We start from the raw sequence: 25,057 nt of genomic DNA, 5'->3' as shown, positions 1-25,057 counted from the left end.
TGGGACCCCTCTACTGGTACCTGCTGGCCCGCTACGGCTACCCCCGCCACCCGATGGAGCGGGCGGCCAGGATCGCCGGCCGTCGCGCGCGGGGGGCCTGACCGGGGCAGGTCCGGGCCTAGGCCGGGGGCGGGGGTGGGGGCGGCGGCGGGGCGCCCGAGCCCGCGGGCGGGGGGCCTGCGGGCGGCGGGGTGCGCGACGGCGGCGCGCTCGGCGGGGGTGGGGGTGCCCCGCCACCGGAGGACGGCGGGCCGGACGGGCCCGCTGCCGGGGCGTCAACCGGCGGTCCGGCGGACGGCGGGGGTGCCGGCGGCGGGGGCGGCGGAGCGGCAGGCGGCTCCTCGTCGCGCACCAGGGCGGCGTCGTCGGCGGTCGCGCCCGGCGTGGCGCCCCGCCACGTGGCCGGCTGGCCCGCCGCGTCGTCGCCGGGCAGGGTTGCGGCGCGGACCGGCTTGCGCCGCGGCCGTCCGCGCAGGACCCCGAGGGCGAGGAACACCGCGGCCAGCAGCGCAGCGCCGATGGAGACCCAGATGAGGATCAGGTCGTCGCGGAGCAGGGCTCCGACGGCAAGGCTGACGGCCGAGACGACGACGAGCACCAGGCTGATGACGATCACGAGGAGGGTCCTTCGGTCGGGAGCGTCCGCGAGCGTAGCGCTAGGACTCGCGGTGCATGACGTGGACGAGATCCGGGTCGGGATCCGGGTCGTCGTCGCCGGTCTCGGCCTCGTCGGTCCTGGCCTCGTCGGTCCTGTCGTCGGTCCTGTCGTCGGTCCTGTCACCGACGACCTCGTCGACGTCGACGGCCTCGACCGCGGCGAGCAGCGAGGACTCCGCCTCCGGGGCGGTCGCCCGGAGGGACTCGAGCCGCGCGGTCTGCTCCCCCAGCACGGCCAGCACGTGGTCGGCGAGGGCCGTGCGCATGTCCGCGAGCTCCCTGGCCTCGTCGAGCGCCCGCTCGAGCACGGCGCGGGCACGCGACTGCGAGGCGGTGAGCCCCTCCGCCGCCGCGTCGCGGAGCTGGGCGGCGTCCGCACGGGCCTCGGCGGTGATCCGGTCCGCCTCGGCGATCGCGTCCTCGCGGGTGCGGTCGGCCTCCTCCCTCGCGTCGGCGATGGCCTGCTCGGCGATCGCCCGGGCGTCCTCGGTGACCTGCTGGGCCTCCGCGGAGGCCGTCGTGCGGAGCCGCGTCGCCTCCTCCGTCGCCGCCCCGCGCTCGGCGGCGGCGAACTCCTCGGCCTGGCGGGTCGTGCGCTCCGCGGCGGCCCGGGCGCCGGTGACGGTCTCCTCCGCCTCCTCCTTCGCCCTCGTGAGCAGCGCCTCGGCGGCGTCGCCGGCCTCGACGGTGGTGCGCTCGGCGTCGGCGCGGGCGGTGGTGCGCAGCTGCTCGGCCTCGGTCCGCGCGGCCGTCAGCGTCTCGGTCGCCTCGGTCCGCGCGGCCGGCAGCGTCTCGGACGACTCGGTCCGCGCGGCCGTCAGCGTCTCGGTGGCCTCCGCCCGGGCGTCGGCGACGGCCTGCTCGGCGGCGGCGCGGGCGTCCTCGATCACGGCCCGGGCCTCGGCCTCGGACTGCTGGGTGAGCGCGCGTGCCCGCTCGGTCGCGTCGGCGACGAGCCGCTCGGCCTCCGCGGTGGCGTCGGCGACCAGCCGCTCGGCCTCCTCGGCGGCGCTGCGCCGCGCCGCGTCGGCCTCGGCGTGGGCCGGCTCCAGGACGGCGCGGGCCTCCTCGCGAGCGCGCGAGACGAGGTCCTCGGCCTGCTGCTCGGCGTCGGCGACGGTCTGGGCCGCCCGCGACTCGGCCTCGGCCACCGTGGCGTCGGCGGTCCGCTGGGCGGTGATCAGCGTCCGCTTGAGCAGCCGCTCGGCCTCGAGCGCCTCGCCGGCGGAGGCCTCGACCTCGGCGATCCGGGCGGTGGCGTGGGCCTCGGCCGCGGCCATGCGCCGCTGGGCCTCGGCGACGCGCTCCTCGGCGAGGGCGATCGCCTCCTTGGCGTGTCGCTCGGCGTCGGCGATGCGGGCTGACAGGTTCTCACGGTCGCGGAGCAGGTCGCTGAGGGCGTCCACGACGCGGTCGAGGAAGGTGTCGACCTCCTCGCGGTCGTAGCCCCGGAACTCGGTCTCGAAGACCTGCCGCTCGACGTCCTCCGGTGACAGGCTCATGGCTCCTCCTCCTCGGATGGCCGGATCAGCAGATCAGCTGCTGCAGGATCACGACGGCGAAGAACACGATGAGGATCGACACGTCGAAGCCGACCGCGCCCATGCGGAGCGGCGGGATCGCGCTGCGGAGCGGCGCGACCGCCCACTCGGTCGACGTGTGCACCACCGAGGCGACGGGGACCAGCGGGTCGGGCGGGCGGGGGATCCAGGAGAAGATCACCCGGACGATCAGGAGGATGTAGAAGACCGTCAGGGCCAGGCACAGGATCGTTCGCATGTCGAGACGACTCTACGCCGGTGCGCGACCGCGACCGCGCACCTCCCCCCGGCGGTCGGACTAGCGGACGAGGCCCCGGTCGCGCAGGCGGTCCATCTCGGTCGAGGCGATGTCCACGTCGGCGGGGGTCAGCAGGAAGATCCGGTCGCCGGTCCGCTCGATGCTGCCGTCGAGGCCGTAGATCAGGCCGGACGCGAAGTCGAGGAGGCGCTTGGCGACGCTCTCGCTGGCGCCCTTCAGGTCCATGACGACCGGGGTGCCGTCGCGGAACTGCTCGCCGACGTCCTCGACGTCGTTGAAGGCGCTCGGGGCGGTGACGTGGACGCGGTCGACGATGCGCGGACCGCCGGCGGCGTCGGTCGCCGGCTCGTCCCGGCTGGGTCCGCCGAGGACGTTGACGGTGCCGCTCGGCCGGTCGGGCGGCGGGGTGGCGGCCGGTCCCTGGCCGGGCACGGGCGCCGGCGGCTCCTCGACCCGGCCCGCGGCGGGGATGCGCCGGACGTTGGACGGCTCGGGACGGGGCGCGGCCGGCGGCTCGGGGTCGAGGCCGGGACCGCCGAAGGGCTGGTCGGCCGGCAGGTCGGCGTACTCGTCCTCGTACTCCTCGACGAGCCCGAGGAACTGCAGTGTGCGCTTCCACCCGTTGGATGCCATCGTGTCTCCCTTCGCGCCTCCGAGGCGGCGGCCACGGTAGTCGTGTGAGGTCGTGTGATCGTCGGTCGGTCGGTCAGTCGGTGTCACGGCCACCACCGCGGGGGCCGAAGATCGCCGTCCCCACCCGGATGATCGTGGCGCCGTGCTCGATCGCGGACTCGAAGTCCGCGGACATCCCCATGGAGAGGTGCAGCACCTCGGGGAATCGGCCGCGCAGGTCGTCGCGGAGGGCCCGCATCCGGCTGAACGCCCGGTCCGGGTCGTCGTCCAGGGCGGGGATGGTCATCAGCCCCTGCACGCTGATGCCGGGCAGCTCGCGGATCTTCGCGACCGCGGTGGCGGTCTCGTCCGCGGCGAAGCCGCCCTTGTCGGGGTCGTCGGAGATGTTGACCTGCACCAGCACGCGCTGCACGGCCCGCGTGGCGGCGGCCTGCTCCGCGATGGCCTCGGCCAGCGGGATGCGGTCCACGGAGTGGATCAGCGTCGCCGGCCCGAGCACCAGGTCGACCTTGTTGCGCTGCAGGCGCCCGACGAAGTGCCAGCGGACGCCGAGGGGCGGGTCGGCGGCGACCCGGGCGGCCAGGGCCTGCGCGCGGCTCTCGCCGAAGTCGGTGAGACCCTCGTCCCGGGCGGCCCGGACCGCGTCGTCGTCGACGGTCTTCGAGACCGCGACCAGGGTGATGCCGCTGGGGCTGCGGCCGCTCCGCTCGATGGCGGCGGCCATGCGACGCCGGACGTCGGCCACGCGGGCGGCGAGCTCGGGGTCAGGCACGGCGGCCCCCCGCGAGGTGGACGACGACGCCGGCGTGGCGTCCGGCCGGACGTCCCTCCGCCAGGGTCGCGCGGTGGGAGAACCAGCGGTCCCGCCCGCCGCAGCGGGTGCAGGCGCCCGCCCGGCGGATCCGGTGGACGCCGAGCACGTCGAGCTGGGCCACGACCGCGCCGGGCAGGTCCACCGACGTGGTCCCCCACGTCGTGGTGGTCCGCACCCGACGGCCGACGGCGCCGCCGATGGCCGCGACGACCTCGTCAGCCACGTCCTCGGAGACCTCGTAGCAGCACGGGCCGATGGCCGGGCCGAGCACGACGTCGCGGTCGGTGACGTCGTCGCCGGTCACCTCGCGCAGCCGCCGCGCCGTGGCGCCGACGACCCCGTTGACGACCCCGGCCCGACCGGCGTGGGCGGCGGCGACGCCGCCCGGGCTCGCCAGGAGCACCGGGACGCAGTCGGCGGCCAGCACCCCCAGCCCCAGACCGGGTTCGGTCGTGACCACGCCGTCGCACGCCGGCGGCGGATCGGCGGGGGCGGTCGCGGTGACGACCACGTCGCCGTGGACCTGGTCCATCCACGCGATCCGATCGGGTGCGACGCCGACCGCGGCGGCGAGCGCCGCGCGGTGGCGGGTGTGGTCGCCGTCCCCGACCGTCGGCGACATCGTGCCGGCCGAGGAGTCGGAGAACGCGTAGCGCGCAGCGGCCACCGACGGCGACAGCACCCCGGTGAGGGGTGCCGCCGGCGTCTCCACCCGCGGGGGTGCGGGAGGAACGGCCTCCGCGCTGATGGCGGGGGACGGTGAGGTGGTCATGGGGAAGCGGAGAGCTGTGGGGTCGGGGCGCCTACCTGCGGAGGAAGGAGGGGATGTCGAGGTCGTCGGCGTCCTCTGCGTCCCGGGACTCGGCGGCCGGACGGGGCTCGGACGGGGAGCGGAACACCTCGTCGTCCTCGTCGTCGTCCTCGAGGATCGACGGCAGCGGCGGCGGGGACTCGACCCGGACGGTCCGGCCGAAGTCGGGGCGCGCCGGCTGCTCACGGCCCGGGCGCAGCGCCGTGACGGTGGCTGCGGCCTGGGACGACATCTGCGTCGGTGCCTCGCGCTGCTTGGTGGTCGGGCTGTCGTTGAACCCGGCGGCGATGACGGTGACCTTGACCTCGTCGCCGAGGGAGTCGTCGATCACGGTGCCGAAGATGATGTTGCCGTCGGGGTCGGCGTGCTCCTGGACCGCGGCGGCGGCCTCGTTGACCTCGTGGAGGCCGAGGTCCGAGCCGCCGGCGATCGTCAGCAGGACGCCGCGGGCGCCGTCCATCGACGCCTCGAGCAGCGGGGAGGAGATCGCCATCTCCGCCGCGGAGCGCGCACGCCCCTCGCCGCGGGCCTTGCCGACGCCCATCGTGGCCGAGCCGGCGTCGCGCATCACGGTGGACACGTCGGCGAAGTCGGTGTTGATCAGACCGGGGGTGGTGATCAGGTCGGTGATGCCCTGCACGCCGTGGAGGAGCACGTCGTCGGCCAGGCGGAACGCCTCCAGCATCGAGGTCTCGGTGTCGGAGATCTCGAGCAGCCGGTCGTTCGGGATCACGATCAGGGTGTCGACGGCGGCGGCGAGCCGCTCGACGCCGTGCTCGGCCTGCATCGCGCGGCGCTTGCCCTCGAAGGAGAACGGCCGGGTGACGACGCCGATGGTCAGCGCGCCGAGGCCCTTGGCGATGTCCGCCACGATCGGCGCGCCGCCGGTGCCGGTGCCGCCGCCCTCGCCAGCGGTGACGAAGACCATGTCGGCGCCCTTCAGCACCTCCTCGATCTCGTCGCGGTGCTCCTCGGCGGCCTTCTCCCCCACCTCGGGGTCGGAGCCGGCGCCCAGGCCGCGGGTGAGCTCACGCCCGACGTCGAGCTTCACGTCAGCGTCGGACATCAGCAGCGCCTGCGCGTCGGTGTTCACCGCGATGAACTCCACGCCCTTCAGGCCTGCTTCGATCATCCGGTTGACGGCGTTCACGCCACCGCCGCCGATGCCCACCACCTTGATGACGGCCAGGTAGTTCTGGGGTGCGGCCACTCGCTTCTCCTTGTCACCCGTGCTCTGCCGGCACGGTCTTCGGACGGTCCATGGGGGAAGCCCGCCGGGGGACCACGGGGGTCTCTGGCGGGGCATGTTCGGGTCCGGGAGAACCCTCACCCTCAAGTAGAGGGTTATAGTTATGTAAACCTCTTGACTGGACAGACCTTACTCAGAGGGTCTGGAGGCGTCAACTCAACCCTGCCCTGCCCGGATGGCCGGGGAACCTGGACGCCCGTCGTCGGGGTTGTGGCGCCGGCACCTGCACGATGCCCCGGAGGGTGCCGGACGATGTGCAGGTCCGAGCTGGCCGAGACCCGACGACGTGCGGATGGAGAGGTGAGGGTCGTGCCCGGCCTCGGTGGGATCCGTGCCCGGGCTGGCCGGACCCGGCGTCGGCGTCGGCGGAACACCTCGACGATGTGCACGTCGACAGCCTGAGCGGCCGAACTGCACCTCAGCCGCGCGCTCCGGTACGGCAGCGCGGCCGTCCGGCGGTGGTCGCGGGTCGCCCGGAGGGCGCGCGACGACGGATCAGGTGCGGACGACGGGGCGGTCGGGGATGCGGACGTCGAAGGCCTGCGGGGTGGTGCCGTTCCCGATGGTCTCGGCGACCAGCGCGGCGATCGTCGCGGCCTTGGCGCTGACGTCCTCGGCGCGGCCCAGGTGGGCGACCAGCTCGACGGTGCCGTCTTCGGTGGGGATGTGGAGGATGGCGTCGACCTGCCCCTCCCCCACGCCGGTGTAGGCGACCACCCAGTCCGCGACGACGGTGGGCATGGCGGCGGCGACGGCGGCGACGGCCTGCAGATCCGGGTCGGCGACGCGTGACCCGACGCTCGGCGGCGTGACCACCTCGACGGTCGGCAGGGCGTCGACGGCGTCGTCCAGGGTCACCGCGCTGCCGGGCGCCGCACCGGCGGGGAGGGACTCGACGACCACGCCGTCGCCGTCCAGCAGGAAGGTGGTCTCGCCGACGGTGGCGCGGACGACCGGTTCGGCGACGGCCACGCGCACCTCGACCGTCGAGGGCAGGCGCCGGTGGGCGGTGGCGCGACGGACCCACGGCAGGTCCTCGACCCGTGAGGCGACCGCGCCCAGGTCCACGTCCAGGACGTTCGTGCCGGCGGCCAGCCCCGCCTGCGCGGCGACGACGTCCTGCTGGGAGCCGTCGAGGCCGACCAGGGCGACCTCGTCGACGGCGAGCAACGGCGAGCGCACCACGCCGATGGTTACCAGGACCAGTCCGAGGAGGATCGCGAGGCTCGCGGTGATCATGTCATCACGGCGACGGCGGGCGCGCAGGTGGGCGATGGCGCGCTCGCGGATCCGGGGGTGGCCCGCGATGGCGACCGGCGCCTGGGCGATCCCGAGCCACACCAGCGGCCGGGCGGGACCCTGCCGCGGCGGCCGGGGCGCGACGCCTCGGGCCGGCCGGGCTGGGCCACGGCGCCGGCCCCGACCCCGGCCGGAGGTGGCACGTCCAGCGGCGGCGCGGCCAGCCCCCGCGGGTGCGGCTGCCGGGCGGGCGGGGCCGACCAGGCCGAGGAAGCGGAGGGCGGTGGTGGCAGGTCCGGTCCTCACTGCGCTACGCCCCCTCTCCGAAGTCGCCGACGATGACCACCTCAGGATGCAGCACCACGCCGTGGATCCGTTCGACCTCCTGCTGCGCGTGGCGGATGACCGCGTGGACGTCGGCCGCGCGGGCACCTGGTTCGACGGTGATGAAGTTGGCGTGCACCGCGGAGATCCGGGCGCCCCCGACCCGGTGGCCCTTCAGGTCCGCGGTGTCGATCAGCCGGCCGGCGGAGTCCCCCGGCGGGTTGGTGAACACGCTCCCGCAGGACGGGGAGTTGATCGGCTGGTGGTCCCGTCGCCACTGGCGCATCTCGGCCATGTCAGCGGCGAGGACGTCGGCATCGGCCTCGGACAGCGAGACCTCGGCGGCGGTCACCACGGCGTCGGGCGGCAGGTCGGTGCGCCGGTAGGCCATGTGCAGGTCGGCCGCCGCGATCCGCTCGACCGCCCCGGTGGTCAGGCGGACGACGTCGACGGCGACAAGCACGTCGGCCATCTCGCCGCCGTGGGCACCGGCGTTCATCCGCACCGCGCCACCGACCGCGCCGGGGATGGCGACGGCGAAGGCCATGCCGCCCAACCCCTCCCGCTCGAGGGCGTTGGCGAGGACCGGCATCGGCTCTGCGCCGCCGAGGGTGACCCGGCGGTCCGCCGGGTCGTCGCCGGGCTGGACCTCGACGCCGCGCAGGCCCTTGCCGAGGGTGATGACGACGCCGTCCCAGCCGGCGTCGGCGATCAGCAGGTTGGAGCCGCGCCCGAGGACCAGCCAGGCCGCGTCGTGGTCGCGGCACACCCCGGCGATGGCCTGCAGGTCGGCGATCGATTCAGCGCGGACCAGGGCACGGGCGGGGCCGCCGACCTTGAGCGTCGTCCGCTCCGAGAGCGGCGCGCCGGCGCGGACCTCCCCCTCCACCGCATCGGTCAGGGCCGCGACGAGCGGGTCGGGCGCGCTCACGTGGCACCGCCGAGGCGCGCGAGCAGCTGCGGGCCGAGCTCGGTGATGTCGCCGGCGCCCATGGTGAGGACGAGGTCGCCGGGTGCGACGAGCTCGAGCACGGCGTCGGGCAGCCCGGACAGCTGGGGCAGGTAGCGCACCTCCGCGCCGGCGGTCGACGCGGCGTCGGCGACCATCGCGCCGGTGACGCCGTCGACGGGCTCCTCACCGGCGGCGTAGACGTCGGTGACGACGACCAGGTCGGCGCTGGCGAGCGCACGGCCCAGGTCGACCCCGATCGCCTGGGTGCGGCTGTAGCGGTGGGGCTGGAAGACCGCCACGACCCGGCCGTCGGGGTTCGCCTGGCGGGCGGCGTCCAGGGTCGCGGCCAGCTCGGTCGGGTGGTGGCCGTAGTCATCGACGACCTCGATCCCGCCGGCGCGGCCGAGCCGCTGGAAGCGCCGCAGCGCCCCGGTGAACTGCGCCATCCCGGCGGTGGCGGCGGCCACGTCCCCACCGACCTCGCGGGCGGCGATCACCGCGGCGGCGGCGTTGAGGACGTTGTGGCGTCCGGGGACCGCGACCACGACCGTGCCGAGCGGGGTGCCGTCCTGGGTGAGCTCGAACCGCGATCCGCCGTCGGCGGTGACCTCGACGCCAGTGATGCGGACGTCGGCGTCGGCGGCGGTGCCGTAGGTCAGGACCGGCGCGCGGACGTCGCCGACCAGCCCTGCGGTGCCCGGGTCGTCCGCGCACAACACCGCGAGACCGCCCGCGGGACGCCGGTCGAGGAACTGCACGAACGCGTCGCGGTAGGCGTCGAGGTCGGCGTAGACGTCGTGGTGGTCCATCTCCAGGTTGGTGATGACCGCCACGTCCGGGGTCAGGCGCAGGAACGAGCGGAACGCCTCGTCGGCCTCGGCGACGAACACCTCCCCGGTGCCGTGGTGGGCGCCCGTCGACCCGGAGATCGCCCCGCCGATCGCGAAGGAGGGATCGAGCCCGCAGGCCTGCAGGGCGACGGTGACCATCGACGTCGTGGTGGTCTTGCCGTGGGTGCCGCTGATGAGCACCCGCCGCCGGCCGGCCATCAGCAGCTCGAGCAGGTCCGCGCGGAGGATGACGGGGATGCCGAGCGCCTCGGCGCGGGCGCGCTCGACGTTGCCCGGGGGGACGGCGTTCGAGACCACCACGAGGTCGGCGCCCTCCACCTGGTCTGCGACGTGGCCGATGTGGATGCGGGCGCCCATGGCCTCGAGGGCCGCGGAGGCCTGCCCACCGCGCAGGTCGCTGCCGCTGACACCCAGGCCGCGCTCGACCAGCACCTGGGCCAGGGCCTGCATCCCCGATCCGCCCACCCCGATGAGGTGGACGTGGGTGTCGGGGGTCAGCTCGAGGTCGCGGGGGTCGGCGTACTGGCTCACGGTCCCTCCGTGGGGGGTCGGTCGTCGGCGACCTCGAGGACCAGCGCCGCCAGGGCGCGGGCGGCGTCGGGCCGCCCGAAGGACGCCGAGCCCTCGCGCATCGCGAGGTGGCGGTCGTCGTCCAGCAGCAGCGGCTCGGCGGCGCGGACCAGCGCCGCGGCGTCGAGGTCGGCGTCGGGCACCACGACCGCCCCGCCGGCACGGGCGACGGCGCGGGCGTTCGCGGTCTGGTGGTCCGCGGTCGCGTGGGGGTAGGGCACCATCACCGCGGGGATGGCGAGGGCGGTCAGCTCGGCGATCGAGGAGGCGCCGGCGCGGCACACCACCACGTCGGCGGCGGCGTAGGCCAGGTCCATCCGGTCGATGAACTCGCGGCACACGACCTTGAGGTCGCCGTCCGCCGTGGCGCCGTCGGGATCGACGCCCGCGGCCTGCCAGGCGGCGCGGGTGTCGGCGTGGGTCCGCGCCCCGGCGGCGTGCAGGACCTGCAGCCGGCCCGGCTCGGTCCACGCCGCGACGCTCTGGGTGATCGCGGTGTTGATGCGGAGGGCGCCCTGGCTGCCGCCGAACACCAGCAGGGTGCGGCGGGCGGGGTCGAGGCCGAAGGTGCGCAGGGCCTCGGGGCGGAGGGCGTCGCGGATGCCGGCGGCCGTCGCGATCGGGTCGTCGTCGTCCTGCCCGCCAGCGCCAGGATCGCGCCGAACCTCGCCGTCAGGCGAGGGAGGCCCCGATCGCGCCGAACCTCGCTCCTGCGCCGACCCGGCGACCGCCGCGAGCAGATCCGGGCGGACCGGGTTGCCGGTCAGGACCGTCCGGGTGCCCCCGAACCCGGTGGCGGCCTCGGGGAAGGACACGGCGACGACGGCGGCCAGTCGCCCCGCGAGCCGGTTCGCCACGCCGGGGACGGCGTTCTGCTCGTGGACGACGAGCGCCGTGCCGGTCACCCGGGCGGCCAGCGCGAGCGGCACCGAGGTGTAACCGCCGAAGCCGACCGCGGCGATCACGTGGCGCTCGCGGATCAGCCGGACGACCCGGCGGACCGCACCGAGGAGCACGCCGGGCAGGCGCACCGTCGCCGGGGACAGCCGGCGGCTCAGGGCCATCGCCGGCACGGTGTGCAACCTGAACCCGGCGTCGGGCACCAACCTGGCCTCGAGCCGGTCGGCTGTGCCGACGAACTCGATGTCGAGGTCGGGCCGCGCGGCGGCCAGGGCGTGCGCCGTCGCGAGGCCCGGGAAGACGTGGCCACCGGTGCCGCCCGCGGCCACCAGGACCACGTCACCCATCGTCGTCGGCCACCTCCACGTCGACCCCCTCGGCCCCGCCCTGGCCGGCCCGCGTCCCGACGGGTGGGCACTGGCGCGCGACCGCGATCAGGATGCCGACCCCCGCCATCGTGATCACCAGCGACGAGCCGCCGAAGGACACCAGCGGCAGGGTGACGCCGGTCACGGGCAGGACGCCGACGACCGAGGAGATGTTGATCGCGGCCTGCAGCGCCAGCCAGGCCGTGATCCCGGCGGCGAGCAGCCGGCCGAAGGTGTCGGGCGCCCGCATGGCGGTGCGGCAGCCGAAGAAGGCGAGCGCGGCGAATGCGGCCATGACGCAGAGCGCGCCGATCAGGCCCAGCTCCTCGCCGATGATGGCGTAGATGAAGTCGGTGTGGGCGTTGGGGACGTAGAGCCACTTGCCCCTCCCCTGCCCGAGCCCGACGCCGAGGACGCCGCCGTTCCCGAGGGCGATGAACCCCTGGGTCGTCTGGTAGCCATAGCCGTCCCGGAACGCCTCGTTGGTCGGGTCGAGCCAGGCGTCGATGCGACCGACGCGGTATGGCGTCGTCGAGATCGCCCAGGCCGCCAGCCCGGCGACGACGGCGCCGCCGATGGCGAGGATCCGCAGCGGGAGCCCCGCGACGAACAGCGGGGTCAGCCCGACCGCGGCGACCAGCACGGCGGACTCGAGGTCGGGGCTGACCGCGACCAGCGCGGCGGCCAGGACGATCGCCGGGCCGGCCGGCAGCCACATCGCGGTCACGTCACCGCGCCGCACCCGCGCCCAGCGCAGCGCCAGGATGTGGGCGGTGTAGGCCGGGAGGGTGAGCTTGACGATCTCGGCCGGCTGGACCGAGAGCGGACCGAGCTGGAACCAGCGGCGGGCGCCGTTGATCTCCTCGCCGACGATGAGCACGAGCACCATCGCGACGAGGGTCACCAGCAGGGCGAGGGCCGTGCCCCGCCGCCAGCGGCGGTAGTCGACGGCGGCGGCGACCAGCGCCACGGGCAGCCCGATCCCGGCCCAGAACGCCTGGCGGGCGAAGACGTCGAAGGCGTCGCCGGTCTGGGCGGCGGACTGGACGAAGGACGCGCTGAACGTCATGACCAGCCCGAGGACCAGCAGGCCGCCGCCGACGACGGCGAGGCCGATCGCGTCGGTCGTCGCCCGACCGGCGAGGACCAGGCGGCGCGAGGGCGCGGTGGTGCTCGTCGCTCGCGTGATCGCCATCAGAGCCCGACCCCCGCGCTGGCGCGCCGGGGTCGCCCCCCGGCCTGTCGCCTGATCGCTCGCGTGCTCGCCATCAGCCGCTCCCCGCCCGTGCGAGGTACTCGGCGTAGAACAGGCCGAGGCCGAAGGCGGTGCACAGCCCGCCGATGATCCAGAACCGGACGATGACCTGGTTCTCGTGCCAGCCGACCTGCTCGAAGTGGTGGTGGAACGGCGCCATCTTGAACAGCCGGCGCCCACCGCCCAGCCGGAAGAACGCGATCTGGAGGATCACGCTGACCGTCTCCGCCACGAACAGCCCGCCGATGATGATGAGGAGCAGCTCGGTCTCGGTCAGCACCGACAGGGCCGCGAGCATCCCGCCGATGGCGAGGGATCCGGTGTCCCCCATGAAGATCTTGGCGGGGTGGGCGTTCCACCACAGGAACCCGAGCGTCGCGCCCATCGCCGACGCCGCAGCGATCGCCAGGGTGTCGGCGTGGATCCACGCCTCGGTCGTGTAGTCGAGCTGGTGGCGGAAGATCCAGAACGCGATGATCGTGTACGCGCCGAACACCATCGCGCTGACACCGGCGGCCAGCCCGTCGAGCCCGTCGGTCAGGTTCACCGCGTTCGACGTCGCCGACAGGATCACGAAGCAGAACACCGGGAACAGCACCGGCCCGAAGTCGAGCGACAGGGGGCCGATGAACGACAGCTGGGTGGACGTCTCGGCGACGTACTGGGCCCCGAACGCGAACGCGATCGCGACCAGGGCCTGCCCGCCGAACTTGGCGGTCTTCGTCAGGCCCAGGTTCCGCTGGTTGCGGAGCTTGATGAGGTCGTCGAGGAACCCGACGGTCCCCATCCCCGCGAAGGTGCCCATCGCGAGCAGCCCGCCGGCGGAGTCGAGCCGACCGGCGACCAGCACCGCGACGGTGTAGGCGATGACCGCGGCGATGATGATCGCCGCGCCGCCCATCGTCGGGGTGCCGCGCTTGGTCTGGTGGCTCTGGGGTCCGTCGTCGCGGATCAGCTGCCCGAGCTCCCGCGCCCGGAAGAACCGGATCACGAGCGGGGTGCCGACCAGGGACAGCACCAGCGACACCGCGAGGGCGATGAGGATCAGCCTCATGCGCCGGGGTCCTCGTCGCGGTGGGCGGCGGTGAGGGCGTCGGCGACCCGCTCGAGCCCGACCGAGCGGCTGGCCTTCACCAGGACGACATCGCCGGCCGTGACCCGCCGCTCGATGGCGTCGCCGGCCTCGCCGACGTCGGGCACGGTCACGATCTCACCGGTGAACCCGGCCTCGCGCGCCCCGTCGGCGATCGCGCCCGCCCGCGCCTCGACCACGATGACGCCGTCGATCCCGGCGTGCGCCAGCTGGGCGCCGACCCGGCGGTGGCCCGGCCCGGTCTCCTCCCCCAGCTCGGCCATGTAGCCGAGCACGGCGAAGCGGCGCCCGTCGGTGCGGACGCGGGCGAGGGTCTCGATCGCGGCGACGGTCGAGTCCGGGTTCGCGTTGTACGCGTCGTTGATGATCGTGACGTCCGCGTCGGTCCGGCTGACGTCCATGCGCCACCGCGACACCCCGGCGGCCGCCAGCCCCGGTGCGGCGACCTCGAGCGGCACTCCGACCTCGATCGCCGCGGCCAGCGCCGCCAGGGCGTTGGTGACCTGGTGCACGCCGGGCCGGGGCAGGCGGACGGAGGTGCCGCGCACGGTCATCGTGGCGGTGGCGGTGTCGTCCCACTCCACCGCGTCGGGGTGCAGGTCGGCGTTCGCGTCGAGGCCGAAGGTGACGACCCGGCCCGGCGCGGCGGCGGCCATCCCGGCCACGGCGGGCACGTCGGCGTTCAGGATCGCGACGCCGTCGTCGACCAGGCCGGTGACCAGCTCGGTCTTCGCCTCGACGATCGCCTCGAGGCTGCCGAACTCGCCGATGTGCGCGCCGCTGACCGTGGTGACGATCGCGACGTCCGGCCGGAGGAGCGGCATGACCGAGGCGATGTGCCCGATCCCGCGGGCGCCGATCTCGCAGACCAGCACCTCGGTCTCGGCGGTCAGCAGGCAGAGGGTGAGGGGCAGGCCGATCTCGTTGTTGAACGAGCCGGGGTTCGCGACGGTGACCTTGTCCGTGCCGATCGCGGCCGCGGCCAGGTCCTTGGTCGTGGTCTTGCCGTTCGACCCGGTCACCGCCACCACGACGGGGTCGACGGTGTCCCGCACCCAGGCCCCCAGCCCGGTGAGCGCGTCGAGGGGGTCGTCCACGACGATGCCGCCGTCGACGTCGGGCACGGGGCGGTCCTCGGCGCAGAGGAACCCGGCCGCGCCCGCCTCGACGGCCGCGGCGATGTGGTCGTGGCCGTCGCTCTGCTCCCCCGCCAGCGGGACGAACAGGTCGCCGGGCCGGGTGGTCCGGCTGTCGATCGAGACGCCGGTCACCCGCCGTCCGCTGTCGGACACCAGCTGGCCGCCGACGACGTCGGCGACCTGGTCGAGGTCGAGGGGGATCATCGCCCGACCCTCCCCGCCAGGGCGGCGCGGGCCACCAGGCGGTCGTCGAAGTCGATGCGGCCGTCGGCGAGCTCCTGGTACGGCTCGTGCCCCTTGCCGGCGATGACGACCACGTCGCCGGGGCGGGCGTCGCCGACCGCCGCGGCGATGGCCTCGGCGCGGTCGGTGATCCGCCGCGCCGCGGAGGGGTCGGCGAGGCCCGCGACCATGTCGTCGAGGATCGCCTCGGGGTCCTCGCTGCGGGGGTTGTCCGAGGTCAGGATCGCCACGTCGGCGCCGGCGACCGCGGCGCGGGCCATCAGCGGCCGCTTGGCGGCGTCGCGGTCCCCGCCGCAGCCGATCACGACGATGACCCGCCCCTCGGCCACACCGCGGGCGGCCGCCAGGACGCCGGCGACGGAGTCGGGGCTGTGGGCGTAGTCCACCAGCACCCCGAAGGGTTGGCCGACGTCGACGCGCTCCATCCGGCCGGGGACGCCGGGCAGGGTCGCCAGGCCCTCCGCGGCCACGTCGAGGGGGACGCCGGCGGCGTGGGCCGTCGCCAGGGCGCCGAGGGCGTTGGTGACGTTGTAGTCGCCGGGGAGGGCGATCCGGACCGCCAGCCGCGACCCGCGCACGTCGGCGGTGAACGTCGCCCCCTCGGCGGTCGTGACCACGTCGGTGGCGGTCACGTCCGCACCGCCGCGACGGGACAGGGTCCACACCTCCACGTCGGCGCGCTCCGCGAGCCGGGCGCCCCACGGGTCGTCGACGGTGACGACGCCGATCGGGGTGAACCCGGGCGTGAACAGCCTGGCCTTCGCCCGGAAGTAGTCCTCCATGTCGGCGTGGAAGTCGAGGTGGTCCTGGCTGAGGTTGGTGAACAGCGCGGCGGCGAAGCGGACGCCGTTGAGGCGCCCGAGAGCGAGGCCGTGGCTCGACACCTCCATCGACGCCGCGGTCACGCCCTCGCGGCGCATCCGGGCGAGCAGGCGCTGGGTGTCCGACGCCTCGGGGGTCGTGCGGATGCCCGGCACGGCGGTGCCGGCGACGCGGGTCTCCACGGTGCCGATCAGACCGGTGACGTGCCCGGCGGCACGCCACACCGCGTCGAGCAGGTACGTGGTGGTGGTCTTGCCGTTCGTGCCGGTGACGCCGAGGACGGCGATGTCGTCGGTCGGGTCGCCGTGCACGACCGCCGCGGCGTGGCCGAGCGCCTCCGCGACGTCGTCGACCACGATCTGGGGCACCGCGACGTCGAGCACGCGCTCGACCAGCACCGCGGGCGACCCCGCCGCGACGGCCGCCGCCGCGAAGTCGTGGCCGTCGCTGACCGCACCGGGACGAGCCGCGAAGAGCACGCCGGGGCCGGCCTGCCGGCTGTCGTGGGTGACATCGGTGATCGCCGCCACCCCATGCCCCACGATGCGGGCGGCGCCGGCGGTCCGCCGGCTGATCGCCGTGGCGATGTCGGCAGGTGTGGAGGGTTCGGGCACGGGGGGGACCGCCAGTCCGTGGCGAGCGTGGACACGGGGTGGGAGGTGGGGGCGCAGGCGCGCCGAGGATACGGCCGGTGCCCTCGGGACCCGGGGAGGCCGACCGCCCGGTCGGACACGGACACCGCGGGCAGCGCCGAGGCTAGTGGGACGTCGGCGGTCAGCCACCCTCCCCACCCACCTCCGCGCCCGCGTCGGGCTCGGTCGCCTCAGGCTCGGTCGCCTCGGGCTCGGTCGCCTCGGGGGCGGTCGGCTCGGGGACGGGGATCCGGTCGACGGCCATCGAGTTGCCGAGGCGGTGGCCGGCGGGCAGCGGCACCCCTCCCCCCGCAGGTGGGATGCGCTGGTCGCGGAGCGCGAACTCCATGATCCGGCTGAACGTCGGGGCCGCCGACAGGCCGCCGTAGTACGGGGTCGGCTCGTCCAGCATGACCGCGACGACCACGCGGGGGTCCTCCACCGGCGCGAACCCGGCGAAGGTCGCGAGGTAGGCGCCCTCCTCGTAGCCGCGGCTGGTCTCGCTGGGCTTCTGCGCGGTGCCGGTCTTGCCGCCGACGCGGTAGCCGTCGACGGCGGCGAGGTTGCCGGTGCCCTCGGGCGCCTCGACGACCTGGACCAGCATGTCGGCGACGGTCCGGGCGGTGTCGGGCGAGACGACCTGTCGCCGCTCGGGCTCCTCGGCGGGCGTGAACACGCCGTCTCCGTCGACGGTGCCCTGCACGAGGCTGGGGGCGCGGTACTCCCCGTCGTTGGCGATCACGGCGAACACCTGCGCGGTCTGGACCAGGGTCGCCGCGACGCCCTGGCCGATGGCGATCGTCGGCAGGCTCGAGGACGTCCACTCCGACACGGGCGCGAGCAGGCCGCGGGACTCCCCGGGGAAGGACAGCCCGGTCGGCTGGCCCAGCCCGAAGTCGGTCACGTAGTCGTACAGCCGCTCCTCGCCCAGCTGCCGGGCGATCTGGATCGTACCGACGTTGGAGGAGCGGGTGATGATGTCGCGGGTCGACCACCAGGCCGTCGGGTGCGGCTCGGAGTCGCTGAACGTCTCGGGCCCGATCGAGATCTGTGCGGGCACGTCGAAGCCCTGGTCGGCGTCGACCACGCCGTCCTCGAGCGCCCCCGCGATGGCGATGACCTTGTTGACGCTGCCGGGCTCGAACACGTCGGTGAGCGCGCGGTTGCGGCGGTCGTAGGGCTCGGCGGCGGCGAACTCGTCCGGGGCGACGGAGGGGACGCTGGCCATCGCCAGGATCTCCCCGGTCTCGGTGTCCATCACCACCGCCGATCCCCCGATCGCCTCGTAGGACTCGACCGCGTCGGCCAGGATCTCCTCGGTGGCGAACTGGACCTCGCGGTCGATCGTCAGCCGGACGTCGACGCCCGGGGTGGCCGGCAGGACCTCGCGGGGCGCGGCGGAGATCTCGACGCCGCCGGGGGCCTCCTCGAGGCGGAGGGTGCCGTCCTCCCCGCCCAGGGCGTCCTCGTACTGCAGCTCGAGCCCCGCCAGCCCCTCCCCGTCCAGGCCCGCCCAGCCGATGACCTGGCTCGCGATGCGGTCGGCGGGGTAGACGCGCGTCGGCTCCTCGAGCACGCCGACGCCGGGCAGCTCGAGGGCCATGACGGCTTCACCGACGTCGCGTGGCAGCTGGCGGCCGAGGTAGACGAACGAGCGGTCGCTGGTCAGCGACTCGACCAGCCGCTCGGGGTCGGCGCCGGGCACGACGGCTGCCAGGCGGTCGGCGATGACGTACGGGTCGATCCCCGCCTCGGCGAGCACCGGCGGGTTGGCGAAGATCGTCGACGCCGCCAGGCTCATCGCCAGCGGGTCGCCCTCGCGGTCCGTCAGCGCCCCCCGGGTCGCGGGCAGGGCGACCTCGCGCTGGGTCTGGGCGTGGGCCCAGCCGGCGTAGACCTCGGCGTCGACGAGCTGCACGCTGACCAGCCGCCACCCCATCACCAGGGTCAGCACGAGGTAGCCGGCCAGCAGGGCCACCAGCCGGCGGCTGGTCCGGGCGCGCTGCTGGGCGCGGGCCAGGGAGTCCCACAGCGCCAGGACCAGCATGCGGCCGATCGACGGCTGCGGGCGGCGGCGCGCGGGTCTGCGCGCGGCCACCGGACCGGCGGCGGGGCGACCGGCGGATCCTCGGCCAGCAGACCCTGGGCCAGCAGACCCTTGGCCGGGTGGTGGCCGGCGGGGGCTGTGCGGGTTGGAGCCGCCGAGGCGGTCGTCCCCGCCCGACCGGCGCGACGAGCGCGGGGGGCGGGTGATCGGGGGCGACGCCACGGCTACCCCTGCGGCGCGGCCGACCCGAGCCCGACGGCGGGCTTCGGGTCCTCGGGCACCAGGTCGGCGGGGTCCAGGGTCAGGAAGCCGGGCTGCTCGGGCTCGATGAGACCGAGCTGGGTCCGGGCGACGTCGCGGACCCGCTCCGGGGCTTCGAGCACCGCGATCTCGGCGACGAGGTCGTCGTGGCGCAGGGTCGCGGCGGAGATGTCGGCCTCCAGCTCCCGCGCCTGGAACGACGCCTCGGCGGCGAGGGCGTTCAGCGCGACGATGCCGATGATCCCGGCCACCAGCACCACGCAGGCGGCCAGGCTGTAGGCCCAGGTCGGGACGACCTGCCGGGCCGGCGCCGGCGGGACGGCGCGGAGGCGCCGGGCGGTCCGCTCAGCCGGTGCGGCGGCCCCACCCGGACGGGCGGGGGCGCTGGCGGACCCGGCTGGTCCGCGGAGGTGGCGCGGGCCGGGTGGGACGCGGGACGGCGCGGTCGCGGTCCTGGCCCCGGCACGGCGCGGGGTCGAGGGGAGGGCGCTCACGGCCGGTCATCCGGGTCCACGTCATCCGGGTCCACGTCGTCCGGGGCCACGTCGCCCGGGGCCACGTCGTCCGGGTTCCGCTCGTCGAGGCGCTCGACCACGCGCAGGCGCGCCGACCGGGAGCGCGGGTTGCGCTCGACCTCGTCGGCGTCGGGGGACTCGGCGCGTCGGGTCACCCCGGTGAGGAGGGGGACGCGGCCGCAGCCGCACACCGGGAGACCCGGAGGGCAGATGCAGCCGTCGGCCGCGTCGGAGAAGAACCGCTTGGCGATGCGGTCCTCCAGGCTGTGGTAGCAGAGCGTGGCGATCCGCCCGCCGCGTGACTCGACGTCGCGCGCGGCGGAGGAGCGCCCGCCCCGGGCCCGTTCGTCTGCTGGGGAAGGCGCAGGCGAGCGGGGGGAAGATCCCGGGGCGGGCGCGACCCCGTCGGGGCGCGCACCCTGGCTCACGGTGCCAGGGCGGGCGAGCAGCTCCAGTGCCTGGGGAAGGGAGGCACCGAAGCGGTCGAGTTCTGCGTTGACGGCGATGCGCAGGCCCTGGAAGGTCCGCGTCGCCGGGTGGATGCCCTTGGCCCGGTCGGCCTTGCGCTGGCCGCGGGGCATCGCCTGGGCGACGAGGTCGGCCAGGGCCACGGTCGAGGTGAACGGCCGGTGCTCGACGATCGCCTTCGCGATGCGGGCGGCGTGGCGCTCCTCGCCGTAGTCGCGCAGGTAGCGCTCGAGCTCGGCCTCGCTGGCGTCGTTGACCAGCCGGGCGGCGGTCAGCGACGACGTCTGGTCCATCCGCATGTCGAGCGGGCCGAAGGAGCGGAAGCTGAACCCGCGTCCGGGGGTGTCGAGCTGCATGGACGACACGCCGAGGTCGTACAGGACGCCCATGAGGGGTCCGTGCTCGGCGACGACGGGCGCCACGTGGGCGGTGAACTCGTCGAAGGGCGCGTGGACCAGGGTCACCCGCGTGCCGTAGGCGGCCAGGCGCCGGCCGGCCAGCTCGAGGGCGTCGGGGTCGCGGTCGAAGCCGACCAGGTGGGTGCCCTCACCGCTCGCGGCGAGCAGCCGCGCGGCGTGGCCGCCCGCACCGAGGGTGCAGTCGACGATGACGGCGGGCCGGTCGTCGGGCACCGCGAGGAGCTCGACGATGCGGTCCACCATGACGGGGTCGTGTGGTGCGGTGGCCATGACTCGGGGGTGGATCCGGGCCCGGACGGGACGCCGCGGGGTGCGGAGGGGCGCCCAGGACGGGGCGGTCAGCTGAACAGCCACAGTGCCACCCCTCCCGACATGAGCACGGACCCGGCCAGCGGCAGCCAGAACGCGGCGCGGCTGGAGGGGATGAGGTGACCGGGTGCGCCGTCACCGTCGACGATGTCGACGAACCCGAGGCGGTGCATGAGCTGCATGGTCAGAAGCTCCCGATCCCAAGGCCGCCCTTGGTGTTGGTGTAGGCGTCGCGGCTGATCCCCGACTCGGCCTCCCACTCCTCGGCGGACCAGAGCTCGATGTGGGTGCCCATCCCGATGACCGCGACGGCGTTGGTCAACTGGACGGCGTCGCGCAGGTTCGGCGGGATCGAGACCCTCCCCTGCTTGTCGAGCTCCTGCTTGGAGGCGTTCGAGAAGATCGCCCGGGCGATGCGCCGCTGGTGCTGGTCACCGCGCTGCATCGAGCGGAGGGAGGAGCTGACCTCCTGCCAGTCCTGCATGGGGTGGATGACCAGGCAGTTGTCGAAGCCGAGCGTCATGACCAGTCGTCCCTCCTCCAGCAGTTGGCGGTGCGGGGCCGGCAACACCAAGCGGCCCTTGGCGTCCATGGCGTGCATGTAGGTGCCAAGGAACTCGTCTGCGGTGTCGAGGTCCTCCACGTTCTTCCCTTCCGCGCCACTTTGCCCCACTTCCCCCCACCACGTCAACCACAGGACCCCCTTCTTCTTGACTTGAGCAACATGAGTGCGCAAAACCGCAGGTCAAAGCGGTGGGACGCGGTGGGAGGAAACCGCGCCAATGTGCCCCCCTGGGTGCTGTTCACCCCCGTGGGACGGCGTCGAGGGCGGCGTCGAGGGCCGTGGTGGGACGTCGTGGGGGACGCGGTGGTGCCCGGGTGGGGCGTGGTGGGGGACGCCCTGGAGCTCAGATCTGAGCGGTGGTCCCGCGGGCGTACCGGATGCCCAGATCTGGGGGTCCGGGGCCCACCCGGGCTACCCGAGCAGGCCGAGGGCGGCCGCTTCCTCCCACAGCTCGTCGCGGACCCGCGGGTGGGCGGCCTGCTCGATCAGGTGGGCGGCCTGGGTGCGCTCGTCGTGGCCGAAGACGTCGGCGACGCCCTGCTCGGTCACGACCGCGGTCGGCTGGAACGACGTGACCGGCTCGTCGACGAGCGGCACGATCGTGGAGACGTCCGCCTTGGGGTGCCAGGACCGCAGCGCCATGATCGCCTGCCCGCCCGGCGAGTGGAGCGCGCCGACGATGAAGTCGGTCTGGCCCCCGAAGCCGGAGAAGATCCGGGAGCCGATGCGCGACGCGTTCGCCTGGGCGAACAGGTCCACCTGCAGGGCGGTGTTCACCGAGACCATCCGGGGGTTGCGCGCGATCCGGGCCGGTTCGTTGACCACCTCGGTCCGCAGCATCTGGACGCGGTCGTTGCCGTCGATCCAGCGGTACAGCTCGGCGGAGCCGAAGGCGAACGACGCGGTGATCGTCGCGTCGGTGTCGAGAGCGCCCTCGGCGTCGAGGGCGAGGACGCCGTCGGAGAACATCTCGCTCCACACCCGCAGCCCGCGGCGGGACCGGAGGCCGTGCAGCACCGCGTCGGGGACCGCCCCGATGCCGAGTTGCACCGTCGCGCCGTCCGGCACCCGCCCGGCCACCGCCGCCCCGATCGCGGCGGCGGTGTCGTCCAGCGGGATCGGGGGCGGGGAGGCGAGCGGCTCGTCCACCTCGACCGCGAGGTCGACGTCGTCCACGTCGAGCACCCCGTCGCCGCGGGTGAAGGGCATCCGCGGGTTCATCTGGGCGATCAGCACGCCGCCGCGCGCCCGCACCGCCTCGATGGCCGACGGCAGGACGTTGACCTCGATGCCGAGCGACACCTGCCCCCCGCGGGGGGTGGAGGTGTGGACCACGACGACGTCCGGTGGCAGGGTCGTCCGCCACAGGTCGGGGACCAGCGACAGCCGGGTCGGCACGTAGGCCAGGCGCGGGCTCCGCCGCATGGCCGCGCCGACGAAGGAGGTCTCCCAGATCACGCCGTCCCGGTCGGGCAGCGGCACCTGGGCGTTGAGCAGGTTCAGCCGGTAGGTCTCGATGCCGGCGTCGAGGGCCGCGAGGGCCGTGCGGGGCGTCGCGAAGTTCCCCGACGTGACGACCCGCGGGCTGGCCGGCAGCCCGGGGAGGGCTGCGGGCAACGCGTCGGGGTCGACGATGCGCACGGCGGGATCCGCGGAGGCGTCAGGTCAGCGCGGCGACGACGTGGTCGATGCTCGCGACCAGCGCCTCGACGTCGGCGTGGTCGACTGCCGGGAAGGTGCCGAGCCGCAGCTGGTTGCGACCGAGCTTGCGGTACGCCTCGGTGTCGACGATCCCGTTGGCCCGCAGGACCGCGGACACCTCACCCGCGTCGATGGCGTCGTCCAGGTCGACGGTGCAGACGACCGGCGAGCGCATGGCCGGGTCGGTGACGAACGGCGTGGCCCACTCGCGGGCTTCCGCCCAGTCGTAGATCACCTGGGACTTGGCGGCGGTCTCCTTCGCGACGGCGGCGAGCCCACCCCGGTCGATGAGCCACTCGACGTTGTCGGCCAGCAGGAACAGCGAGGACACCGCGGGGGTGTTGTAGGTCTGGTCCTTGGTGGAGTTGTCGAGTGCGATCGACAGGTCGAGGGATGGCGGCGTCGGCCGTCCCGACGCGCGGATGGCACCGATCCGGGCTTGGGCGGCGGGCGACAGGAGGGCCACGAAGATGCCGCCCTCGGCGCCGAAGGCCTTCTGGGGGCTGAAGTAGTAGGCGTCGACCTCGGCGGGGTCGAAGTCGATCGCGCCGGCGCCGGAGGTGGCGTCGACCAGCACCAGGCCGTTGCCCGCCGGGCGGGTCAGCGGCATGGCGACGCCGGTGGAGGTCTCGTTGTGGGTGAGAGCGTAGACGTCCACGCCCTCGACCCGGCCGACGGTGGGGTGGGTGCCGGGCTCGGACTCGACCAGGACGGGGTCCTCGAGGTGCGGCGCGATCCGGGCCGACGCGGCGAACTTGCCGCTGAACTCGCCGAACACCGCGTGGGCGGAGCGCCGCTCGATCAGGCCGAAGCAGGCGGCGTCCCAGAACGCCGTGGCCCCGCCGTTGCCGAGGATGACCTCGTAGTCCTCGGGGAGGCCGAAGTGGTCCCGCATGCCCGCGCGGATCCGACCGACCAGGCCCTTGACCGCCGGCTGGCGGTGGGAGGTGCCGAGGTACCTCGTCCCGGACGCGGCCAGCGCCTCGACGGAGGCCTGGCGGACCTTCGACGGACCGCACCCGAAGCGGCCGTCGGCCGGGAGCAGGTCGGGCGGGATCGTGATGTCGGCGGTCATGGGCTCAACTGTGGCACGTCGCCGGACGACCTGCGAACCGGGCGAACGTCAGGAACCCTGCGGGTGGTGCGACCCCGACGGCCCGACCACGGCGAGGGGCTTGGCCGGCGTGCGGCCGGTCCGGCGGTAGCGGGCGTGCAGCAGGTGCACCCCGCCCACCGACGACATGACCACCAGCCCGACGGCGACCCCGACCGGGACGTCGGTCAGGCGCTGCAGGCCGACCCCCACCCCCATGACGAGGACGAGCAGGGCGAGGAACGGCACCGGGTGACGGCGCATGACCGCCCAGTCGTCGGGCCAGGGCTCGCCGGTCCGCGCTGCGTGGGTGCGGACCCGCGCGTCCTGGTGGGCCAGCCACACGCTGATCGCGACACCCAGACCTGCGACGAGCCAGACGGTGACCAGACCGGGTCCGAGGCTCGACAGGACCGCGGAGAGGAACCCGAGCGCCACGCCGGCGGAGGTGGCGACGCGCCGGTGCCGCTCGACCGTCGGCCCGTAGACGGGCATCGGACGGTGACTGCCGTCGTCCGTTGTGATCATGAGAACCCCCGTTCCCCGACTGCGACGGCGTGACGCCGACCGGACGGACGACCCTAGCCACCCCCGCACGACCCCGACCAGCGTCCGTCCGGCCGAGGCGCGGACCCCCTCCCCTCCCCTACTCCCCGCGTTCGGGGATGGGGGCGAAGCCGTCTGCCAGCGGCTGGCCGCACAGCTCCGCGACCGCGTCGAACACCTGGCTGGTCGCCTGCCGGCGGCTGCGGGGGGAGGCGTCGGGCAGCACGACGGGCGCGCCGAAGCGGACCGACAGCACCCCCGGGGCGGGACGGCGGGCGCTCGGGAGGGTCTGCCCGCGCGGCCACACCGTGGCCATGCCCCGCAGCCCGGCCGGGACGATCGGCACCTCGGCGGCCGCAGCCACCCGGGCCATCCCCGAGCGGAAGCGGTGCAGCTCGCCGGGGGCCGACCGGGTGCCCTCGGGGAAGATCCCGACCACCGCGCCGGCGCGGAGCACCTCGGCGAGGACGTCCAGCACGTCGAGGTCGGCGGTGCCCCGCTCCACGGGGATCATCCCCATCGCCATGTTCCAGCGACCCGCCAGGCCCTCGGCCAGCGACGCCTTGCCGAGGAAGCGCATGGGTCGCGGGCTGGCCGAGCCGAGGGTGAAGTGGTCGAGGAACGAGCGGTGGTTGGCCGCGACGATCGCGCCGCCGCTCGACGGCACGTGCTCGCGGCCGGTCACCTCGCAGCGCAACCACCGCATCAGCGGCGGCCCGGCCGCCCGCTTGGTCAGCTGCATCAGCAGCGGCGCGGGCCCCGGACGCACCGGGGGTCGCGC

At 74.9% G+C, this 25,057-nt stretch carries 24 protein-coding genes; all 24 read right to left on the bottom strand.

Going from position 1 to position 25,057, the window contains the following annotated elements; all coding sequences use genetic code 11:
* Positions 1–118: 118 nt before the first annotated feature.
* The gene (locus tag ACEQ2X_RS13140; RefSeq protein WP_370326268.1) at positions 119–616 is read right to left on the bottom strand and encodes a hypothetical protein; all 498 of its coding nucleotides are present in this window, start codon (positions 614–616) and stop codon (positions 119–121) included.
* A 40-nt stretch (positions 617–656) separates the two neighbouring features.
* Positions 657–2,159, bottom strand: a complete 1,503-nt coding sequence (locus ACEQ2X_RS13135; protein ID WP_370326267.1) for a DivIVA domain-containing protein — start codon at positions 2,157–2,159, stop codon at positions 657–659.
* A 25-nt stretch (positions 2,160–2,184) separates the two neighbouring features.
* A complete protein-coding gene (locus ACEQ2X_RS13130; RefSeq protein WP_370326266.1) occupies positions 2,185–2,436 on the bottom strand; it encodes a YggT family protein in 252 nt (83 codons plus the stop codon).
* 60 nt (positions 2,437–2,496) lie between these two features.
* On the bottom strand, positions 2,497–3,090 hold the full coding sequence (locus ACEQ2X_RS13125) for a cell division protein SepF (protein WP_370326265.1): 594 nt from the start codon (positions 3,088–3,090) through the stop codon (positions 2,497–2,499).
* A gap of 73 nt (positions 3,091–3,163) precedes the next feature.
* Positions 3,164–3,862, bottom strand: a complete 699-nt coding sequence (locus ACEQ2X_RS13120) for a YggS family pyridoxal phosphate-dependent enzyme (RefSeq protein WP_370326264.1) — start codon at positions 3,860–3,862, stop codon at positions 3,164–3,166.
* The gene (locus ACEQ2X_RS13115; protein ID WP_370326263.1) at positions 3,855–4,676 is read right to left on the bottom strand and encodes a laccase domain-containing protein; all 822 of its coding nucleotides are present in this window, start codon (positions 4,674–4,676) and stop codon (positions 3,855–3,857) included. Before ACEQ2X_RS13115 ends, ACEQ2X_RS13120 begins: the two co-directional genes overlap by 8 nt.
* 31 nt (positions 4,677–4,707) lie before the next feature.
* The gene (gene ftsZ, locus ACEQ2X_RS13110) at positions 4,708–5,925 is read right to left on the bottom strand and encodes a cell division protein FtsZ (protein ID WP_370326262.1); all 1,218 of its coding nucleotides are present in this window, start codon (positions 5,923–5,925) and stop codon (positions 4,708–4,710) included.
* 534 nt (positions 5,926–6,459) lie between these two features.
* Entirely contained in the window at positions 6,460–7,509 is a 1,050-nt protein-coding gene (locus ACEQ2X_RS13105) for a cell division protein FtsQ/DivIB (RefSeq protein WP_370326261.1), read from the bottom strand.
* 4 nt (positions 7,510–7,513) lie between these two features.
* Positions 7,514–8,458: a UDP-N-acetylmuramate dehydrogenase gene (murB, locus tag ACEQ2X_RS13100; RefSeq protein WP_370326260.1), complete on the bottom strand. Its 945-nt coding sequence runs from the start codon at positions 8,456–8,458 to the stop codon at positions 7,514–7,516.
* Entirely contained in the window at positions 8,455–9,861 is a 1,407-nt protein-coding gene (gene murC / locus ACEQ2X_RS13095; protein WP_370326259.1) for a UDP-N-acetylmuramate--L-alanine ligase, read from the bottom strand. The genes murB and murC overlap by 4 nt, the downstream gene beginning before the upstream one ends.
* On the bottom strand, positions 9,858–11,147 hold the full coding sequence (locus ACEQ2X_RS13090) for a glycosyltransferase (protein WP_370326258.1): 1,290 nt from the start codon (positions 11,145–11,147) through the stop codon (positions 9,858–9,860). Before ACEQ2X_RS13090 ends, murC begins: the two co-directional genes overlap by 4 nt.
* The gene (ftsW, locus tag ACEQ2X_RS13085) at positions 11,140–12,363 is read right to left on the bottom strand and encodes a putative lipid II flippase FtsW (RefSeq protein WP_370326257.1); all 1,224 of its coding nucleotides are present in this window, start codon (positions 12,361–12,363) and stop codon (positions 11,140–11,142) included. The genes ACEQ2X_RS13090 and ftsW overlap by 8 nt, the downstream gene beginning before the upstream one ends.
* 73 nt (positions 12,364–12,436) lie before the next feature.
* A complete protein-coding gene (gene mraY / locus ACEQ2X_RS13080; protein WP_370326256.1) occupies positions 12,437–13,477 on the bottom strand; it encodes a phospho-N-acetylmuramoyl-pentapeptide-transferase in 1,041 nt (346 codons plus the stop codon).
* A complete protein-coding gene (murF, locus tag ACEQ2X_RS13075) occupies positions 13,474–14,859 on the bottom strand; it encodes a UDP-N-acetylmuramoyl-tripeptide--D-alanyl-D-alanine ligase (protein ID WP_370326255.1) in 1,386 nt (461 codons plus the stop codon). The genes mraY and murF overlap by 4 nt, the downstream gene beginning before the upstream one ends.
* Positions 14,856–16,334, bottom strand: a complete 1,479-nt coding sequence (locus tag ACEQ2X_RS13070) for a UDP-N-acetylmuramoyl-L-alanyl-D-glutamate--2,6-diaminopimelate ligase (RefSeq protein ID WP_370326254.1) — start codon at positions 16,332–16,334, stop codon at positions 14,856–14,858. The genes murF and ACEQ2X_RS13070 overlap by 4 nt, the downstream gene beginning before the upstream one ends.
* Positions 16,335–16,494: 160 nt before the next feature.
* Positions 16,495–18,399, bottom strand: coding sequence for a peptidoglycan D,D-transpeptidase FtsI family protein (locus ACEQ2X_RS13065; protein WP_370326253.1), 1,905 nt, complete (start codon positions 18,397–18,399; stop codon positions 16,495–16,497).
* Between the two features lie 224 nt (positions 18,400–18,623).
* The gene (locus tag ACEQ2X_RS13060) at positions 18,624–19,154 is read right to left on the bottom strand and encodes a hypothetical protein (RefSeq protein ID WP_370326252.1); all 531 of its coding nucleotides are present in this window, start codon (positions 19,152–19,154) and stop codon (positions 18,624–18,626) included.
* Positions 19,151–20,332 (bottom strand): 16S rRNA (cytosine(1402)-N(4))-methyltransferase RsmH, encoded by a 1,182-nt coding sequence (gene rsmH, locus ACEQ2X_RS13055; protein ID WP_370326251.1) that lies wholly within the window; start codon positions 20,330–20,332, stop codon positions 19,151–19,153. Before rsmH ends, ACEQ2X_RS13060 begins: the two co-directional genes overlap by 4 nt.
* A 68-nt stretch (positions 20,333–20,400) precedes the next feature.
* Entirely contained in the window at positions 20,401–20,553 is a 153-nt protein-coding gene (locus tag ACEQ2X_RS13050; protein WP_370326250.1) for a hypothetical protein, read from the bottom strand.
* A 2-nt stretch (positions 20,554–20,555) separates the two neighbouring features.
* Entirely contained in the window at positions 20,556–21,014 is a 459-nt protein-coding gene (gene mraZ, locus ACEQ2X_RS13045) for a division/cell wall cluster transcriptional repressor MraZ (protein WP_370326249.1), read from the bottom strand.
* A gap of 333 nt (positions 21,015–21,347) precedes the next feature.
* A complete protein-coding gene (locus ACEQ2X_RS13040) occupies positions 21,348–22,577 on the bottom strand; it encodes an acetyl-CoA hydrolase/transferase C-terminal domain-containing protein (protein WP_370326248.1) in 1,230 nt (409 codons plus the stop codon).
* Positions 22,578–22,596: 19 nt separating this feature from the next.
* Positions 22,597–23,712, bottom strand: a complete 1,116-nt coding sequence (gene serC / locus ACEQ2X_RS13035) for a phosphoserine transaminase (RefSeq protein WP_370326247.1) — start codon at positions 23,710–23,712, stop codon at positions 22,597–22,599.
* A 48-nt stretch (positions 23,713–23,760) separates the two neighbouring features.
* A complete protein-coding gene (locus tag ACEQ2X_RS13030; RefSeq protein ID WP_370326246.1) occupies positions 23,761–24,225 on the bottom strand; it encodes a hypothetical protein in 465 nt (154 codons plus the stop codon).
* 151 nt (positions 24,226–24,376) lie between these two features.
* Positions 24,377–25,045, bottom strand: coding sequence for a lysophospholipid acyltransferase family protein (locus tag ACEQ2X_RS13025; RefSeq protein ID WP_370326245.1), 669 nt, complete (start codon positions 25,043–25,045; stop codon positions 24,377–24,379).
* Positions 25,046–25,057 lie beyond the last annotated feature (12 nt).

The sequence above is a fragment of the Euzebya sp. genome (assembly GCF_964222135.1).
Taxonomy (GTDB): Bacteria; Actinomycetota; Nitriliruptoria; order Euzebyales; family Euzebyaceae; genus Euzebya.
Note: the sequence above shows the minus strand (reverse complement) of the source record. Positions and strands in the feature narration are given on the sequence as shown.

Bases quoted from the DNA above. Each gene is read 5' to 3' on its own strand.
- ACEQ2X_RS13050 (WP_370326250.1), bottom strand. From the start codon at position 20,553: ATGCAGCTCATGCACCGCCTCGGGTTCGTCGACATCGTCGACGGTGAC.
- serC (WP_370326247.1), bottom strand. From the start codon at position 23,712: ATGACCGCCGACATCACGATCCCGCCCGACCTGCTCCCGGCCGACGGC.
- ACEQ2X_RS13065 (WP_370326253.1), bottom strand. From the start codon at position 18,399: ATGCTGGTCCTGGCGCTGTGGGACTCCCTGGCCCGCGCCCAGCAGCGC.
- rsmH (WP_370326251.1), bottom strand. From the start codon at position 20,332: ATGGCCACCGCACCACACGACCCCGTCATGGTGGACCGCATCGTCGAG.
- murF (WP_370326255.1), bottom strand. From the start codon at position 14,859: ATGATCCCCCTCGACCTCGACCAGGTCGCCGACGTCGTCGGCGGCCAG.
- ACEQ2X_RS13135 (WP_370326267.1), bottom strand. From the start codon at position 2,159: ATGAGCCTGTCACCGGAGGACGTCGAGCGGCAGGTCTTCGAGACCGAG.
- ACEQ2X_RS13130 (WP_370326266.1), bottom strand. From the start codon at position 2,436: ATGCGAACGATCCTGTGCCTGGCCCTGACGGTCTTCTACATCCTCCTG.
- ACEQ2X_RS13115 (WP_370326263.1), bottom strand. From the start codon at position 4,676: ATGACCACCTCACCGTCCCCCGCCATCAGCGCGGAGGCCGTTCCTCCC.
- ftsW (WP_370326257.1), bottom strand. From the start codon at position 12,363: ATGGCGATCACGCGAGCGACGAGCACCACCGCGCCCTCGCGCCGCCTG.
- mraY (WP_370326256.1), bottom strand. From the start codon at position 13,477: ATGAGGCTGATCCTCATCGCCCTCGCGGTGTCGCTGGTGCTGTCCCTG.
- ACEQ2X_RS13090 (WP_370326258.1), bottom strand. From the start codon at position 11,147: ATGGGTGACGTGGTCCTGGTGGCCGCGGGCGGCACCGGTGGCCACGTC.
- ACEQ2X_RS13125 (WP_370326265.1), bottom strand. From the start codon at position 3,090: ATGGCATCCAACGGGTGGAAGCGCACACTGCAGTTCCTCGGGCTCGTC.
- ACEQ2X_RS13030 (WP_370326246.1), bottom strand. From the start codon at position 24,225: ATGCCCGTCTACGGGCCGACGGTCGAGCGGCACCGGCGCGTCGCCACC.